17 protein-coding genes are annotated in these 13,627 nt (G+C 46.4%); 11 read left to right on the forward strand and 6 right to left on the reverse strand.

The genetic code is table 11. The annotated features are described in order from the left end of the window. Nucleotides 1-143 precede the first annotated feature (143 nt). The 4 genes from KFF03_RS06875 (at nucleotide 144) to KFF03_RS06890 (ending at nucleotide 3,964) form a co-directional block, all read left to right on the forward strand. Complete coding sequence (locus KFF03_RS06875) at nucleotides 144-1,784, forward strand: acetolactate synthase large subunit (protein WP_255860100.1); 1,641 nt, start codon at nucleotides 144-146, stop codon at nucleotides 1,782-1,784. Between the two features lie 15 nt (nucleotides 1,785-1,799). Further along, nucleotides 1,800-3,248, forward strand: coding sequence for an aldehyde dehydrogenase family protein (locus KFF03_RS06880; RefSeq protein WP_255860855.1), 1,449 nt, complete (start codon nucleotides 1,800-1,802; stop codon nucleotides 3,246-3,248). Nucleotides 3,249-3,432: 184 nt separating this feature from the next. Further along, entirely contained in the window at nucleotides 3,433-3,663 is a 231-nt protein-coding gene (locus tag KFF03_RS06885) for a ParD-like family protein (RefSeq protein WP_255860101.1), read from the forward strand. Beyond that, the gene (locus tag KFF03_RS06890) at nucleotides 3,638-3,964 is read left to right on the forward strand and encodes a type II toxin-antitoxin system RelE/ParE family toxin (RefSeq protein ID WP_255860103.1); all 327 of its coding nucleotides are present in this window, start codon (nucleotides 3,638-3,640) and stop codon (nucleotides 3,962-3,964) included. The genes KFF03_RS06885 and KFF03_RS06890 overlap by 26 nt, the downstream gene beginning before the upstream one ends. A 14-nt stretch (nucleotides 3,965-3,978) precedes the next feature. On the opposite strand, the gene KFF03_RS06895 is transcribed toward KFF03_RS06890, so the two are convergent. Then, nucleotides 3,979-5,178, reverse strand: coding sequence for an ABC transporter permease (locus KFF03_RS06895; protein ID WP_255860104.1), 1,200 nt, complete (start codon nucleotides 5,176-5,178; stop codon nucleotides 3,979-3,981). Then, complete coding sequence (locus KFF03_RS06900) at nucleotides 5,178-5,885, reverse strand: ABC transporter ATP-binding protein (RefSeq protein ID WP_255860105.1); 708 nt, start codon at nucleotides 5,883-5,885, stop codon at nucleotides 5,178-5,180. The genes KFF03_RS06895 and KFF03_RS06900 overlap by 1 nt, the downstream gene beginning before the upstream one ends. A 155-nt stretch (nucleotides 5,886-6,040) precedes the next feature. On the opposite strand from KFF03_RS06900, the gene KFF03_RS06905 reads away from it, so the two are divergent. Further along, on the forward strand, nucleotides 6,041-6,628 hold the full coding sequence (locus KFF03_RS06905) for a DUF3299 domain-containing protein (RefSeq protein ID WP_255860107.1): 588 nt from the start codon (nucleotides 6,041-6,043) through the stop codon (nucleotides 6,626-6,628). 170 nt (nucleotides 6,629-6,798) lie between these two features. Here KFF03_RS06905 and hisI read toward each other — a convergent pair whose 3' ends face one another. From hisI to KFF03_RS06925, 4 genes are read right to left on the reverse strand one after another with little or no spacing between them, the layout of a single operon-like run. Further along, nucleotides 6,799-7,233, reverse strand: a complete 435-nt coding sequence (gene hisI, locus KFF03_RS06910) for a phosphoribosyl-AMP cyclohydrolase (RefSeq protein ID WP_255860112.1) — start codon at nucleotides 7,231-7,233, stop codon at nucleotides 6,799-6,801. 58 nt (nucleotides 7,234-7,291) lie between these two features. After that, nucleotides 7,292-7,804: a DUF2796 domain-containing protein gene (locus tag KFF03_RS06915; RefSeq protein WP_255860114.1), complete on the reverse strand. Its 513-nt coding sequence runs from the start codon at nucleotides 7,802-7,804 to the stop codon at nucleotides 7,292-7,294. 34 nt (nucleotides 7,805-7,838) lie between these two features. Continuing rightward, complete coding sequence (locus tag KFF03_RS06920) at nucleotides 7,839-8,498, reverse strand: DUF1826 domain-containing protein (RefSeq protein WP_255860116.1); 660 nt, start codon at nucleotides 8,496-8,498, stop codon at nucleotides 7,839-7,841. A gap of 10 nt (nucleotides 8,499-8,508) precedes the next feature. Next, nucleotides 8,509-8,964: a MerC domain-containing protein gene (locus KFF03_RS06925; protein WP_255860117.1), complete on the reverse strand. Its 456-nt coding sequence runs from the start codon at nucleotides 8,962-8,964 to the stop codon at nucleotides 8,509-8,511. 141 nt (nucleotides 8,965-9,105) lie between these two features. On the opposite strand from KFF03_RS06925, the gene KFF03_RS06930 reads away from it, so the two are divergent. The 6 genes from KFF03_RS06930 to KFF03_RS06955 all read left to right on the forward strand — a co-directional run bounded on the left by KFF03_RS06930 (nucleotide 9,106) and on the right by KFF03_RS06955 (nucleotide 13,557). After that, complete coding sequence (locus KFF03_RS06930) at nucleotides 9,106-9,618, forward strand: FxsA family protein (protein ID WP_255860123.1); 513 nt, start codon at nucleotides 9,106-9,108, stop codon at nucleotides 9,616-9,618. Nucleotides 9,619-9,797: 179 nt separating this feature from the next. Further along, nucleotides 9,798-10,091 (forward strand): co-chaperone GroES, encoded by a 294-nt coding sequence (locus KFF03_RS06935; RefSeq protein ID WP_255860124.1) that lies wholly within the window; start codon nucleotides 9,798-9,800, stop codon nucleotides 10,089-10,091. Between the two features lie 58 nt (nucleotides 10,092-10,149). Then, entirely contained in the window at nucleotides 10,150-11,793 is a 1,644-nt protein-coding gene (gene groL, locus KFF03_RS06940; protein ID WP_255860126.1) for a chaperonin GroEL, read from the forward strand. A gap of 140 nt (nucleotides 11,794-11,933) precedes the next feature. Then, nucleotides 11,934-12,893, forward strand: coding sequence for a hypothetical protein (locus KFF03_RS06945; RefSeq protein ID WP_255860127.1), 960 nt, complete (start codon nucleotides 11,934-11,936; stop codon nucleotides 12,891-12,893). 118 nt (nucleotides 12,894-13,011) lie between these two features. Next, nucleotides 13,012-13,155, forward strand: coding sequence for a hypothetical protein (locus KFF03_RS06950; protein ID WP_255860129.1), 144 nt, complete (start codon nucleotides 13,012-13,014; stop codon nucleotides 13,153-13,155). A 60-nt stretch (nucleotides 13,156-13,215) separates the two neighbouring features. Then, on the forward strand, nucleotides 13,216-13,557 hold the full coding sequence (locus KFF03_RS06955; protein ID WP_255860131.1) for a hypothetical protein: 342 nt from the start codon (nucleotides 13,216-13,218) through the stop codon (nucleotides 13,555-13,557). The last annotated feature ends 70 nt before the right edge of the window (nucleotides 13,558-13,627 follow it).

Genomic DNA, 13,627 nt, shown 5'->3' on the forward strand with positions numbered 1-13,627 from the left:
TGGAACAGTTAGTTCGGGGAACACCTGGTATCAACACCTGTCTGTAACACGGTTATGACAAACCGTATTGCAATCAGCTGCTAGTGTTAAACAAGCAGCAACGGCATTGGCTCGCTACATCACTCATTAGAATGGAAACCGCTATGAAAGCATCCGATTTATTTGTTAAAGCACTCGAGCAAGAAGGTGTGGAATACATTTTTGGTATTCCCGGTGAAGAGAATCTGGATTTACTGGAGTCGTTACGGACCTCATCGATCAAACTGATTCTGACTCGTCACGAACAGGCGGCTGGTTTTATGGCAGCAACTTACGGTCGCTTAACCGGTAAAGTCGGAGTTTGCATGTCAACACTGGGCCCAGGAGCGACCAACTTTGTAACGGCTGCCGCGTATGCTCAGTTAGGTGCGATGCCAATGTTAATGATCACCGGACAAAAGCCGATTAAAGCCAGTAAACAAGGCCGTTTCCAGGTGTTGGATGTGGTCGATATGATGCGGCCAATTACCAAATACACGGCACAGATTGTCAGTGGTGAACGTATCGCTTCCCAGGTACGTGAAGCGTTTCGCATTGCCAGTGCAGAGCGCCCGGGAGCGGTGCATCTTGAATTGCCGGAAGATATCGCGGATGAAGAAACGTCGCCGAATTTAATCACCGAAAGTTATGTGCGCCGGCCAACTGCGGAACCAAAAGCCATTAAGCACGCAGTAGACATGATTGAGCTAGCTAAGTCGCCCTTGTTGTTAATTGGTGCGGGCGCGAATCGCAAAATGTCGAGTAACATGCTGACTGAGCTGGTGGATGATTTTGGTATTCCGTTTGTCACGACTCAGATGGGTAAAGGTGTGGTGGATGAAACCAAGGAATTATTCCTCGGTAACACAACTTTATCCGACGGTGATTTTGTTCACCGTGCGATTGAACATGCCGATTTGATCATCAATGTGGGTCATGATGTGGTTGAGAAACCACCGTTTTTTATGCGCAATAACGATAAAAAAGTGATTCATATTAATTATAACGCGGCTGAAGTTGATCCGGTGTATTTCCCACAGGTTGAAGTGGTTGGTGATATTGCGAATAGCATCTGGGCCATTAAAGAGCAACTGCAAACACAGAAGCACTGGGATTTCAGCTACTTCGATAAAGTGAAAAAAGCCGAAGAAAAAGAGTTGCCACACGGTTGTGATGATGACCGTTTTCCGATTTACCCTCAGCGTTTGGTTTCAGACGTACGCAAAGCCATGCCCGACGATGGCATTATTGCGTTAGATAACGGCGTTTATAAAATCTGGTTTGCGCGTAATTACAAAGCCAGAAAGCCCAATACGGTATTGCTGGATAACGCTTTAGCCACCATGGGTGCAGGTTTGCCGTCAGCAATGGCCTCCAAGCTGGTGTATCCGGATCGCCCGGTTGTCGCTATTTGTGGCGATGGTGGTTTTATGATGAATAGTCAGGAGCTGGAAACGGCTGTGCGTTTAAACCAGCATTTGATTATTCTGATTTTACGCGATGATGCCTATGGCATGATCAAATGGAAGCAGGCCAATATGAATTTTGATAATTTTGGTCTGGATTATGGCAACCCGGATTACGTTAAATACGTTGAGGCTTATGGCGGTAAAGGGCATCGCATTGAAGCGGCGGACCAGTTATTACCATTGCTGAAGAAATGTATGCAGGAACACGCCGTGCATCTGATTGATATTCCAATCGACTACAGTGAAAACGATGAAATTCTGAATAACCAATTACGCCTGCTCAGTGCAAAGGTTTAATACGAGGGAAACATGATGTTAGCCAAAAATTACCCTTATTATCTGGCGAATAAAGCGGTATTTGCCAACGAAGATTTGGAAGTCACCGATAAATATTCTGGTGAGGTGGCCACTCATGTGGCGCTGGCGGATGCCAAAGTCATTGACGAAGCGATAGCCGCAGCAGATGCCAGCCAGGAAGCGCTACGTAAAATGGCGCCGTACGAACGCCAGGCAATTTTGAATCACTGCGTCAAACGTTTCGAAGAACGTTTTGAAGAAATGGCCCAGGCTTTATGCATTGAAGCAGGCAAACCGATTAAAGACGCGCGTGGTGAAGTGGGGCGTTTGATTGACACCTTCCGTGTTGCAGCAGAAGAAGCCGTGCGTATGAACGGTGAAGTCATGAACCTTGAAGTGGCGCCGCGTGCCCGCGGTTACTCCGGCATGTATAAGCGTGTGCCGATTGGCCCTTGCTCTTTTATTTCGCCGTTTAACTTCCCGTTGAACTTAGCTGCCCACAAAATTGCACCGGCATTAGCGGTGGGTTGCCCGTTTGTTTTAAAACCTGCCAGCCGTACCCCGATTGGTGCGTTGATTATTGGTGAAATTCTGGCAGAAACTGATCTGCCGGAAGGTGCATTTTCGATTCTGCCATGCTCGCGTGACGGGGCTGATTTATTCACCACGGATGATCGTTTAAAACTGCTGAGCTTTACTGGTTCTCCGGATGTTGGCTGGGACTTAAAAGCCCGTGCTGGTAAAAAGCCGGTAGTGTTGGAGCTGGGTGGTAACGCGGCGTGTATCGTTGATGAAGATACCTCTCCAGATAACGGTGACTTAGATGATGCTATTGAACGCATTATTTTTGGTGCGTATTACCAGTCAGGCCAGAGCTGTATTGGTGTGCAGCGTATTATGGTGCATGAGTCTTTATACGATCGCTTTAAAGCCGACTTCGTGAAAAAAGTGGCCGAGTTAAAAATGGGCGATCCAAAAGATGAAGATACTTTTATTGGCCCAATGATTTCGTTGTCGGAAGCCAATCGCTTAAAGGGCTGGATTGACGAAGCTCAAGAGTTGGGTGGTCAGCTGTTGGCGGGTGGTGAGCAGGATGGTGCGATGTTGCAAGCCACCGTACTGGAAAATGTGCCACCACATGCTCAGTTAAATACTGAAGAAGCCTTTGGCCCGGCGGCTATTCTGAGTCCATTCTCCGACTTTGATGAGGCACTGGCGCAGGTTAACGACAGTAAGTTTGGCCTGCAGGCCGGTATTTTCACCAAAGACATCTACAAAATTCAGAAAGCCTGGGATGAACTGGAAGTGGGTGGCGTGGTGATTGGCGATGTACCAAGCTGGCGTGTTGATAATATGCCATACGGTGGTGTAAAAGACTCGGGCGTTGGCCGGGAGGGCATTAAGTTCGCGATGGAAGATATGACCGAGCTGCGTCTGTTAGTGATTCGCGATAAAAATCGTTAAGCGCTGCTGTTAAGCGGCTTTGCCTGTTGAGAAGAGTCGATAAAAAGCCGGCAAAGTCGGTGAAAAGGCGGATCAGATAGAGTTTGATCCGCCTTTTTTACGCCTTCCTTATATTAGCCTGATGCACTTTGCGACATTTTGTCGCATACTGAGGCCTGTTAACACCATTCATTGGAGGTGGCTTATGGCTACTAGCGTCCGTTTGGATGATACCTTTGTCACCCAGGCCAAGGTGTATGCCGAAGCAGAGAATCGTTCTGTGCCGAAGCAAATTGAATACTGGGCTAAAATCGGGCAAATCATGATTGATAACCCGGACTTATCTTACGAGTTTGTCAGAGAATCGCTGTTGGCTGTTCAGGAAGCGAATCAAGGATTGGTTACGCCTTATGTCAGACGAACCAAAAAAGATTGATGTTTATGAATCCAGGCGTTTTGCTAGGGCGTTAACAAAACTGCCTGATTCACAGCTGCGGCAGGTTGAAGATCAAATTGAGTTGATTATTTCAGAACCCACGATTGGCGTGCAGAAAAAAGGCGACTTGTCTTATTTACGGGTTCATAAATTTAAAGTCGATGCCCAGGAAATGCTGCTGGGGTACTCCTGGGTTGAAAACCGATTAGAGCTGTATCTTTTGAGCTTAGGCGCTCATGAAAACTTTTATCAGGATATGAAAAAACAGCGAAAAAATGATTTAAAATTTTTTGATTCCTGATGGCTCGTAGCGGGTTACCCCAACGACAATCGATACGCTTTATACCCCGGATAAATACTCACTAACTGGCTGGCAATCACAATAATGCCCAGCGTTTTGATCACGTCAGGAGTCAGAAAATTCGGATCAATACTGATGCCAAAACGGCTGCTGATCAGATCTTGTGCCCCGGCCAGTATCAGGCTGAAACAGACTAGCGCGGTTGCGATTGCGGTTAAGGACACCAACCAGGTTTCGGCCTGAATCAACGCAAAAATAAACCAAGACCTTGCCCCTAACGTGCGTAGTACGGCCAGTTCTTTCTGCCGTTCTCGCATGGAAGCCAGCAAGGTAGCGCTTAAGCCCATCAGTGCGGCACTGAGAATCAGCCAGGAAATTACCCTCAAGGTGTTCTCCATCATATTCATGCTTTCCCATAATTGGCTCAACGACACTCCCGGTAAAATGGCCATTAATGGCTCGGATTCAGACTGATTAATCTGGCGCTGTAAATGAAACGTTTTTAAACGGGATTTAAGGCTGACAAGGGTCGCCGTGATGCTGTCTGGTTGGAGTGATTCCGTCTGATCATGAGTGACGCCGGGTTTGTGTACCGCCTCCAATCCAGCCAGGCTAACGTATAACGCCTGGTCTACGGGTGTTCCGGTGGTTTTTAATACACCCACAATTTCAAATGGATATTGATCGTGTTGCTGGAAACTCTGTCGTCCCAGCCCATGAGCAATGGTGATTTTATCGCCGACCTGATAGTTGAGCTTTTCCGCGACGGAGGCGCCGATCACCACGCTGTGTGCATTGCTGAAACCATGCCCGTGTTCGAACTCTAAAAGCTGCTTTTGACCATAACGAAAATGTTTAAACAAGTCCGGGTGAGTCCCCACAACCCGAAAACCACGATGCGAATCGCCCATGGATAATGGAATCGCCCACTTCACGTCACGTGAATCACGGATCTTTTCAAAGCTCTGGTAAGAAATATTACGGCTGGCATTGCCGATATAAAATACTGAATACAGCAATAAGTTAATCTCTCCACCACGGGCCCCAACAATTAAGTCAACGCCAGACACCGTTTGCGAAAATCCGGTTTTGGCTTGATGGCGTAAATGTTCAACGGCGGTTACTGAAAACACACTGATAGCAACAGCCAGCAGTGTTAACAATGCAGAACCCTTGCGATGCAATAAACTGAAATAGGCGACGCGCCAGAACATTATTGCACCTCCAGAGCGTTTGTTTTTTCACGATTGAGCTGGTTGATGTCTGACAGGGCAATTGTTTGATCAAAACCGGTGCTCAGCGACAGGTCATGGCTAACCATTACCAGCGTTGTATTGTGTTGCTGACATAAGTTGTGCAGCAACTGGATAAAACCATCCCTATTGGTTTTATCCAGAGCCGAAGTGGGTTCATCAGCGAGAATTAACGCGGGTTGATGGATCATGGCACGAACGATGGCAACCCGCTGCTGTTGGCCGATGCTGAGGTTTTCTGCTTTCTGTTGGTGTAACTCAGTTCCGAGATTGACTTGCTGCAATAATTCGCTGGCTTGTTTGACCAGCGCTTTGCGAGTGGTTTTATTACCACTGAGCCTTGCTGCCAGAAGTACGTTATCCAGCACCGAAAGATAAGGGATCAGGTTTAACCGTTGTGAAATAAAACCTATATGCTTGGCGCGAAACTGATCTGTTTGGCGTGATGACATTGAGGTCAGCATTTGCCCAGCAATCTCTATCTGACCACAATCCGGCTTATTTAAACCCGCTAACAAATGCAGCAGGGTTGATTTACCACTGCCCGAATCACCGCAGAGCAACAGCCGTGTACCCGGTTCAACATGCCAGCGTGGTATGTTCAGCACCTGTGTTTGGTGGTAGGGAATTTGCTGGTAGGAAAACTGCAGGTTGGTCAGATCAATCATCGAACAGTGAACTCTTATTTAACTGAAGTTATGATATAACATTGTGTCGTGACTTGTATTGATCGTGGTTTGTATTGGTCGTGATTTGTATTGATGTGAGGTTACTAACATGGGGCAACTAACATGGAGCAACTAAGGTGAGGCAAGCAGTCGTCATGGTTCGGTTATTATTTATAAGCATGTTGCTGGTTGGTGCGGGTATTGTTTCTGCTGCAGGTGGTGTTGCTGCTGGAGGTGGTGTTGCTGGAGAGTATCAGCCGATTGAATGGCCAGATTTGATTCCTGATGAAGATCTGAAGGCGCTGCAGAACCCTCCAGAGCGTATTGTTACCAGTGATGAAGGTGGGTTAGCAGACGCCATCAGCAGCAAATTGACATTGGAGCTTGATCCTGAGCGAGAACTGTCGGCTTACGAAAAAGCGCTGACTTCCAGTAAGGTGAAGCCGGAGTACCATCAGAAAAAAATTCGCATGCCGGGGTTTATTGTGCCTCTCGAATTTAACCAGGAACAACGTGTCACCGAGTTTTTCCTAGTGCCATTTTTTGGCGCCTGCATGCATTTGCCACCGCCACCACCGAATCAGATTGTTTATGGGAAAATGGAGCAGGGTGTGGAGTTATACTCCCTGATGGATGCTTTCTGGATTGAGGGAACCCTGTCCACTCAATCCGTGACCAATGAAACAGCAACAGCGGCTTATTCCATGACGGTCGATAACGTTACGCCATACTACGAAGATTAAGAGTACAAAGACTAAAACCCAGAACTCGGATGAAAACCGCCCGGAATATCCGCCTTAGTGATAGGCAATGTGTGGCACTTAAATGCTGGCCACATCCGATAATTCGTTGGCTGGTTTTACTGCTTCAGAATTCATAAATATATTTTTTAATATCGGTTTTAGCGCGTTATTTAAGACGATGATGGATTTTCTGCGATAACAAACGTTTGGTTTTCAGGCTCAGACGAGTCTAATGAAAAATAAAAACAATGTTTTCGACCAGTATGACAGGCGGCTCCTACCTGATTGACTTTGAACAATAACGTATCGCCATCACAATCAACCTGCATAGAAACGATATGCTGAAAATGACCACTGGTTTCGCCTTTTTTCCAGAGGGTATTTCTGGAGCGTGACCAATACGTCATTAAGCCGCTATCGAGTGAATATTGCAGCGATTCGGGATTCATCCAGGCCATCATCAATACCTGGCCGGTTTCTGCTTCCTGAGTGATCACCGGAATCAGATTTTTTTCGTTAAAGCTTAATTGGCTGATGATATCGCGGGCAGGGTAGCGACTGCCTTTTTCTGATAGCTCGATGTGTTTAAAAAACGCTTTGCTCATAATTCGATGAGGTTCTTTTGCTGAAGTTCTTCCGGCAATGATTTGTTCAGGTATTTGTTTATTTTGGCAGAACGACTTGATCATTCGTCGCTGTTAACGTGGCAGAACCTTGTTGATTGCTTTTGATCCACATTAGCTGCAATTTTTCCATGCCAGGAAAATGATCAAAAACAGGAATAGTCAGCTGACTAATGGCTTTGCCAGGTTGGCATCGCAGGGTGTACTCAGCATGAATGTCGCCATGAACTTCGTCATTGTGTTCATGGTCTTTGTGATGATGATCTTTATGATCCGAAAATGGCAACACGACATCGGCATTGACCAGTTGGCACGGATTGTTGGTGATGGATAACAGGGTGGATGGGTCTGATAACAACGATTGAGTGGTTTTCAGTTGCTGTTTTTCAGCGTTTGTCTGTGGAGCATGTTCGAAACCCAGCAGGTTTGCAGCCGGAGTTTGCAACTCCAGCAGCACCTCATGACCTTCAACCACCAGGTTGATCCGGGCTTCACCATGCACGTGGGCTTCATGCTGATGTGTATCGGCCAATACTACAGAGGTAGCCAGCATTGTTAACATGCTACAAAGAACACTATTTTTCATATCAGTCGGAAAAATCCAGAGTCAGTAATAAACGGCTTTCGCCTGCCGTGGGCATCGGTGAACGATGTACCGCACCGTTACCTTCATTACCCTCCCAGGCTTCTCCTTTCAGTAATACCACATCTTGTGTGTCTACTTTTTGAATAAAACGCTGGTGAATAAAAACACCGGCTTGTTTATCAGATTTACCCTGGGTGTTATGCCCCATTTTATGACGGCGAACCTGATGGTTTTCTAACCATTCGGTGCCTGCGCCACAAAAGCTGGTGACCAAACGGCAGGGCACTTTATCGGTATGAAATTTCGGACACATGGCTGAGTCCAGAACTGACAGCCGTACTAAAGCCGCTGGCAGTTCAAACAGAGTGCAGAACATATCAATCAGCAGTGTGATGTCATCGATAAAAGGCTGTTTATCGGGGTGATCCGGAAATTCGTTTGCCAGTTCTTGCTGAATATTTTGTGCTTCTACCCGGTGTTTAAATACCGAAAAGCGGCAATCGTCCGAAGTCAGGAATTCGGCATAGTTGTGAATGGATGGGTTATTACTCCGTTGCCATTGAATCAGGTTAATGCCTTCCTGGTAGATCAAAGGCAATACATCCGGGCTGTTTCCTTTTAGTGCGTTGGCGACATTACATGCGATAGCCGATTCAGCCATAGATAGACCTCTACTTTAATAAGCTGCGCTTTAACAGATTACGGTTGATCAGGTGTGCGCTAATCAGCGTGATTGCGCCAATGACCGTCAGAGTCGTTTCAAACGCCTCACCCATAACTAGTGCCAGCAGTAACAGAGTGAGTCCGGCTACACCTGTTATAACCGGGGTGTGACTGCCATGGTTTTTATAACCCGATGGAAAGCTGAGAACCGCCAGCAGAATGACGGGGATGAGTAACATCAGGTGTACTTTTTCGCTTGCCAATAACGCACCAACAGACCCCAGTACTCCTGTCGCCAATAACATCGGCAGCAATAAACAGTGAGCCAGGCAAAGACTTGAGCAAACAATGCCCATCATGTCTTTCTTGTTGGCTGACGAGCCTGGTTGGGCCTGTATGTCGCTGGTTATGGCATCAGTTGATATGCCTGACGTTGCCATATCTGGGGCAGTAGCATTGTTCATTGATAAACTTCCAGAACTCTTGAAATGTTATAATGTAACAATTATGAGGTCGAAACATCGACATCGTCAAGCACCTTGAAATTGTGTGGGGTAGCTCCATATAGGTTTTATGCCATTTATGAAACTTAAGCGGAGAGCGTTGTGCCTCTTTTATTGATTTTTATTGTTGTTCCTATGATCGAGCTGGCCGTGTTAATTCAGGTGGGCTCTTATATCGGTGTATTGTGGACTCTGGCACTGATTTTTATCACTGCCATTATTGGTGTGCGTCTGCTGAAGCTGCAGGGTTTATCGACCCTGATGCGAGCCCAGCAACGTCTGGCAGAAGGGGGCATTCCGGCTCAGGAATTGGCTGAAGGTTTTTTGCTGGCGTTAGCAGGTGCCTTATTGCTGACTCCGGGATTTCTGACTGACGCCTTTGGCTTTTCTTTATTAATGCCGGGCGTGCGTGGTGCCATGGCAGGTTCGGTGATGAAGATGCTGAAGCCTAAGATGGTGATGGGTGGCTTTCAGCAGCATGGCAACAGCTATCAGTCGCATCAGCCTCCGGGCCATGAACAGCCACATAATCCATTTCATCCTGATCAGAAAGATATCCATCGCAACGATGGCCCGAAAAATGTGATTGAAGGCGACTTTAAGCGCGAAGATTGATCAAAACTTCAACAGCTGCAGCAGGAATTGGCAATCTCGCCGGGAAAATCAAAAAAATTTCATAATCAGCTGTTGAAATCGCTTTATCTAACCCTATTTACGAAATTGAACTATACATATTGCCTTGCGGAGAACGTACTCCGCCGGGCTAATTAATTGAATGTTGGAGAAAACTTCAAATGAAAATCCGTCCTTTACACGATCGCGTCGTTGTACGTCGCAAGGAAGAAGAGCAAGCAACGGCTGGTGGCATCATTCTGCCAGGTGCTGCTGCTGAAAAGCCAAATCAAGGCGAGGTTGTCGCTGTTGGCAATGGTCGAGTTCTGGATAACGGCGAAACCAGCCCATTAGCCGTGAAAGAAGGCGACATTGTGGTATTCGGCAAATACTCAGGTTCTAACACCATCGACATCGACGGTGAAGAGTTACTGATTCTGAACGAAAGCGAAATTTACGGTGTACTGGAAGCGTAAGCCTTCCGGTTTTTGTTAATACACCTACTGAATACATACAAGTTAAAAGGAAAGTCTGATGGCTGCTAAAGAAGTTAAATTTGGAAATGATGGCCGCATTGCAATGCTGAATGGCGTAAACGTTCTGGCTGACGCGGTAAAAGTAACTCTGGGTCCTAAGGGCCGTAACGTGGTTCTGGAGAAGTCTTTCGGCGCTCCAACCATCACCAAAGACGGTGTATCCGTAGCACGTGAAATCGAACTGGAAGACAAGTTCGAAAATATGGGCGCACAAATGGTTAAAGAAGTAGCGTCTCAAGCCAACGACCAGGCGGGCGACGGTACTACCACTGCCACCGTACTGGCTCAGTCCATCGTTAACGAAGGTCTGAAGTCTGTTGCTGCTGGCATGAACCCAATGGATCTGAAGCGCGGCATCGACAAAGCGACTGCTGCGGTTGTTGAGTCTCTGAAAGAACAAGCTCAGCCATGTACTGATTCTAAAGCGATTGCTCAGGTAGGTACTATCTCTGCAAACTCTGACGAAACCGTTGGCCGTATCATCGCAGAAGCGATGGAAAAAGTGGGCAAAGAAGGTGTAATCACCGTTGAAGAAGGTAAAGGTCTGGAAGACGAGCTGGACGTGGTTGAAGGTATGCAATTCGACCGTGGTTACCTGTCTCCATACTTCGTAAACAACCAGGAAAAAATGACCACAGAGCTGGAAAACCCGCTGCTGTTACTGGTTGATAAGAAAGTAGACAACCTGCAAGAACTGATTCCAGTACTGGAAGGCGTTGCAAAAGCGGGCCGTCCTCTGCTGATCGTTGCTGAAGACGTTGAAGGTCAGGCACTGGCAACTCTGGTTGTTAACAACCTGCGTGGTACTTTCAAAGTGGCTGCGGTTAAAGCTCCTGGTTTCGGCGACCGTCGTAAAGCTATGCTGCAAGACATCGCAATCTTGACTGGTGGTCAGGTAATTTCTGAAGAAGTCGGTATGTCTCTGGAAACCACTTCTCTGGAAATGCTGGGTACCGCTAAGAAAGTTGTAATCAGCAAAGAAAACACCGTCATCGTAGACGGCGCTGGTGCAGAAACTGAAGTGGCAAACCGCGTAGAGCAGATCCGCGCTGAAATCGCATCTTCTACTTCTGATTACGATAAAGAAAAACTGCAAGAGCGTGTTGCCAAACTGGCTGGCGGCGTTGCCGTGATCAAGGTTGGTGCTGGCTCTGAAGTTGAAATGAAAGAGAAAAAAGACCGCGTAGACGACGCTCTGCACGCAACTCGCGCAGCCGTAGAAGAAGGCGTTGTTGCGGGTGGTGGCGTTGCTCTGGTTCGCGCTCTGGCTTCTGTTGAAGTGAACGGCGACAATGAAGACCAGAACGTTGGTATTACTCTGGCACTGCGTGCGATGGAAGCTCCAATCCGTCAGATCGCTGAAAACGCTGGTGCAGAAGGTTCTGTTGTAGTCGATAAAGTGAAAGCAGGCGAAGGTTCCTTCGGTTTCAACGCGGGTACTGGTGAGTACGGCGATATGATCGACATGGGTATTCTGGATCCGGCTAAAGTAACTCGCTCCTCTCTGCAAGCGGCTGCTTCTATTGCTGGTCTGATGATCACTACCGAAGCAATGGTTGCTGAACTGCCAGCGGGCGACGCTCCTGCAATGCCTGATATGGGTGGCATGGGCGGTATGGGTGGCATGGGCGGCATGATGTGATCATCGCCTATTAATACCTAAGCTAGCCTTTAGCGCTGAAGAAACCCGGCTTTTTTAAGCCGGGTTTTTTTGTGGGTGTTTAGCTCTGGTATAGTCGTAGAAGTTGTAAAATAATTCGCTTGTTTTACAAAATACCCATTATGTCTGTGACTGCGGTAGATGTTGCAAGTAGTGGAGGGAGTCATCAAATTATGTATTATAAATTAAGAGTTCACGCCGCTGGAGCTTATCCAGAATTGGATATCGACGAAACTACATATCGCGAAATTTGTGAGGCAAAAGAAGTTCTATATGCAGCAATGGCAGTCGAAGAAAAATACGAATTGCTCCTAAGTAATTACCTAGAGCTAGAAAAAGAGTCTCTTAGTGTGGCTGCTGATGATATGTTGTACGGGTTTAAAGACTATTCTGGATTTTTTGATGTAAGGTTAACCTTTAATCAAAGAGTGGTTAACTTGCTCACTTCTACAAGACTTTATGTGGATCAAATTAAACAGCACGTTAAAGCTTGCTTGCCTGATGATCTTGAAGCAGAAAGAACAGTTAAACAATATTTTTCAAATGAATATGATCAACAGTTTGAATATCGCTTTATGGAAGCGTTGAGAAACTATGTTCAACACAGGGGGTTAGCGGTCCATTCTACCTCGCATAGCAGTAGGCGAACTTCTTCAGGAAGTGACGGGCTTATGGAGTTTGGTATAAAGCTATTTTCACATCGAAGCGAATTTGAAAATGACAGCACGTTTAAAAGACCTGTGTTGCGCGAAATGCCTGATAAAGTTGATTTGATCGGAGCTGCACGAAAATACGTAGAGTCTATTAGTGATTGTCACATACAAATTCGAGATCTTATAAGCGACTCTGTAGCAGGTGCTAGAGCAATAATATCCGGCGCCATTTCTAAATATTCAGCTGTAAATAATGGGGATTGTATTGGGCTTGCTGCACAGAAATACCAAGAATCAAAACCAATAGAAAGATTGGTCGAAACGGTTCCTATCCTTCTGGATTGGGATGATGTTCGTTTAAAGTTGGTAAGCAAAAATAAAAGGTTAACGAATCTAAGTAAGCGCTGTGTAACAAGTAACTGCTTATAATAAATCGTTCAAGCAGGGTAGTGCTTTTGCCATGTCAAAATAGGTGCCAAAATCTAATCTAGGCTGAGTTTACTAATGGCAAAGTACAGTGTGACCAATAAAGACTTAGATGAAATTGATGGTTAAGAAACTTTTCACCATCGCCACGCTGATTCTGGCGATCTGCAGCATCGCCGTATTCTTCAGCAGCGCTGGCCATATCCCAGAGCTACTGCCTCACCTCCGCTTGCAGTACATTGCAGTAACTGCTGGTTTGTTGTGATTAATGTTTACACTTTGTATTCTGCATAGTCACTGCCCACCAACATAAGAAGGATCTGAAATGAAAAAGTTACTGTTCATCGCAATGCTGTTCGTTCCAGCACTTGGATTGGCGAAGGAAAAACAAAGAATTCTCTCGACCGAGATATCTGGAATTTGGATTAATGATTTTAAAAACAAGGTTGTAATTCTGAATCCGGCGAAAGAGATCGAGACGGACTGCTCCGGTGAAAATCCTGTGAAAGCAGTGGTTATACCTAAGTCACTGGAAAATGCAGCTGAAGCCGCACAAGTAGCGGCATTAGCGGTGGCGAATCAATTAACGGTTGAGCTGGGTTACACCTACGTATGCGGTAATGAAAACGCTTACCTTGAATATATCCTGTTGGGTCAGCGTAAGTAGATCAGCGTTTAACCGGAGCATTGGCCGCCTCGGCTGCGCTGATTGTCTCTTCAGCCCTGGGTATGCTGGC

The organism is Bacterioplanoides sp. SCSIO 12839 (assembly GCF_024397975.1).
Taxonomy (GTDB): domain Bacteria; phylum Pseudomonadota; class Gammaproteobacteria; order Pseudomonadales; family Oceanobacteraceae; genus Bacterioplanoides.

Excerpts from the sequence above, each read along its gene's own strand:
- KFF03_RS06875 (WP_255860100.1), top strand. The coding sequence starts at position 144 with ATGAAAGCATCCGATTTATTTGTTAAAGCACTCGAGCAAGAAGGTGTG.
- KFF03_RS06880 (WP_255860855.1), top strand. The coding sequence starts at position 1,800 with ATGTTAGCCAAAAATTACCCTTATTATCTGGCGAATAAAGCGGTATTT.
- KFF03_RS06885 (WP_255860101.1), top strand. The coding sequence starts at position 3,433 with ATGGCTACTAGCGTCCGTTTGGATGATACCTTTGTCACCCAGGCCAAG.
- KFF03_RS06890 (WP_255860103.1), top strand. The coding sequence starts at position 3,638 with ATGTCAGACGAACCAAAAAAGATTGATGTTTATGAATCCAGGCGTTTT.
- KFF03_RS06895 (WP_255860104.1), bottom strand. The coding sequence starts at position 5,178 with ATGTTCTGGCGCGTCGCCTATTTCAGTTTATTGCATCGCAAGGGTTCT.
- KFF03_RS06900 (WP_255860105.1), bottom strand. The coding sequence starts at position 5,885 with ATGATTGATCTGACCAACCTGCAGTTTTCCTACCAGCAAATTCCCTAC.
- KFF03_RS06905 (WP_255860107.1), top strand. The coding sequence starts at position 6,041 with ATGGTTCGGTTATTATTTATAAGCATGTTGCTGGTTGGTGCGGGTATT.
- hisI (WP_255860112.1), bottom strand. The coding sequence starts at position 7,233 with ATGAGCAAAGCGTTTTTTAAACACATCGAGCTATCAGAAAAAGGCAGT.
- KFF03_RS06915 (WP_255860114.1), bottom strand. The coding sequence starts at position 7,804 with ATGCTGGCTACCTCTGTAGTATTGGCCGATACACATCAGCATGAAGCC.
- KFF03_RS06920 (WP_255860116.1), bottom strand. The coding sequence starts at position 8,498 with ATGGCTGAATCGGCTATCGCATGTAATGTCGCCAACGCACTAAAAGGA.
- KFF03_RS06925 (WP_255860117.1), bottom strand. The coding sequence starts at position 8,964 with ATGAACAATGCTACTGCCCCAGATATGGCAACGTCAGGCATATCAACT.
- KFF03_RS06935 (WP_255860124.1), top strand. The coding sequence starts at position 9,798 with ATGAAAATCCGTCCTTTACACGATCGCGTCGTTGTACGTCGCAAGGAA.
- groL (WP_255860126.1), top strand. The coding sequence starts at position 10,150 with ATGGCTGCTAAAGAAGTTAAATTTGGAAATGATGGCCGCATTGCAATG.
- KFF03_RS06945 (WP_255860127.1), top strand. The coding sequence starts at position 11,934 with ATGTCTGTGACTGCGGTAGATGTTGCAAGTAGTGGAGGGAGTCATCAA.
- KFF03_RS06950 (WP_255860129.1), top strand. The coding sequence starts at position 13,012 with ATGGTTAAGAAACTTTTCACCATCGCCACGCTGATTCTGGCGATCTGC.
- KFF03_RS06955 (WP_255860131.1), top strand. The coding sequence starts at position 13,216 with ATGAAAAAGTTACTGTTCATCGCAATGCTGTTCGTTCCAGCACTTGGA.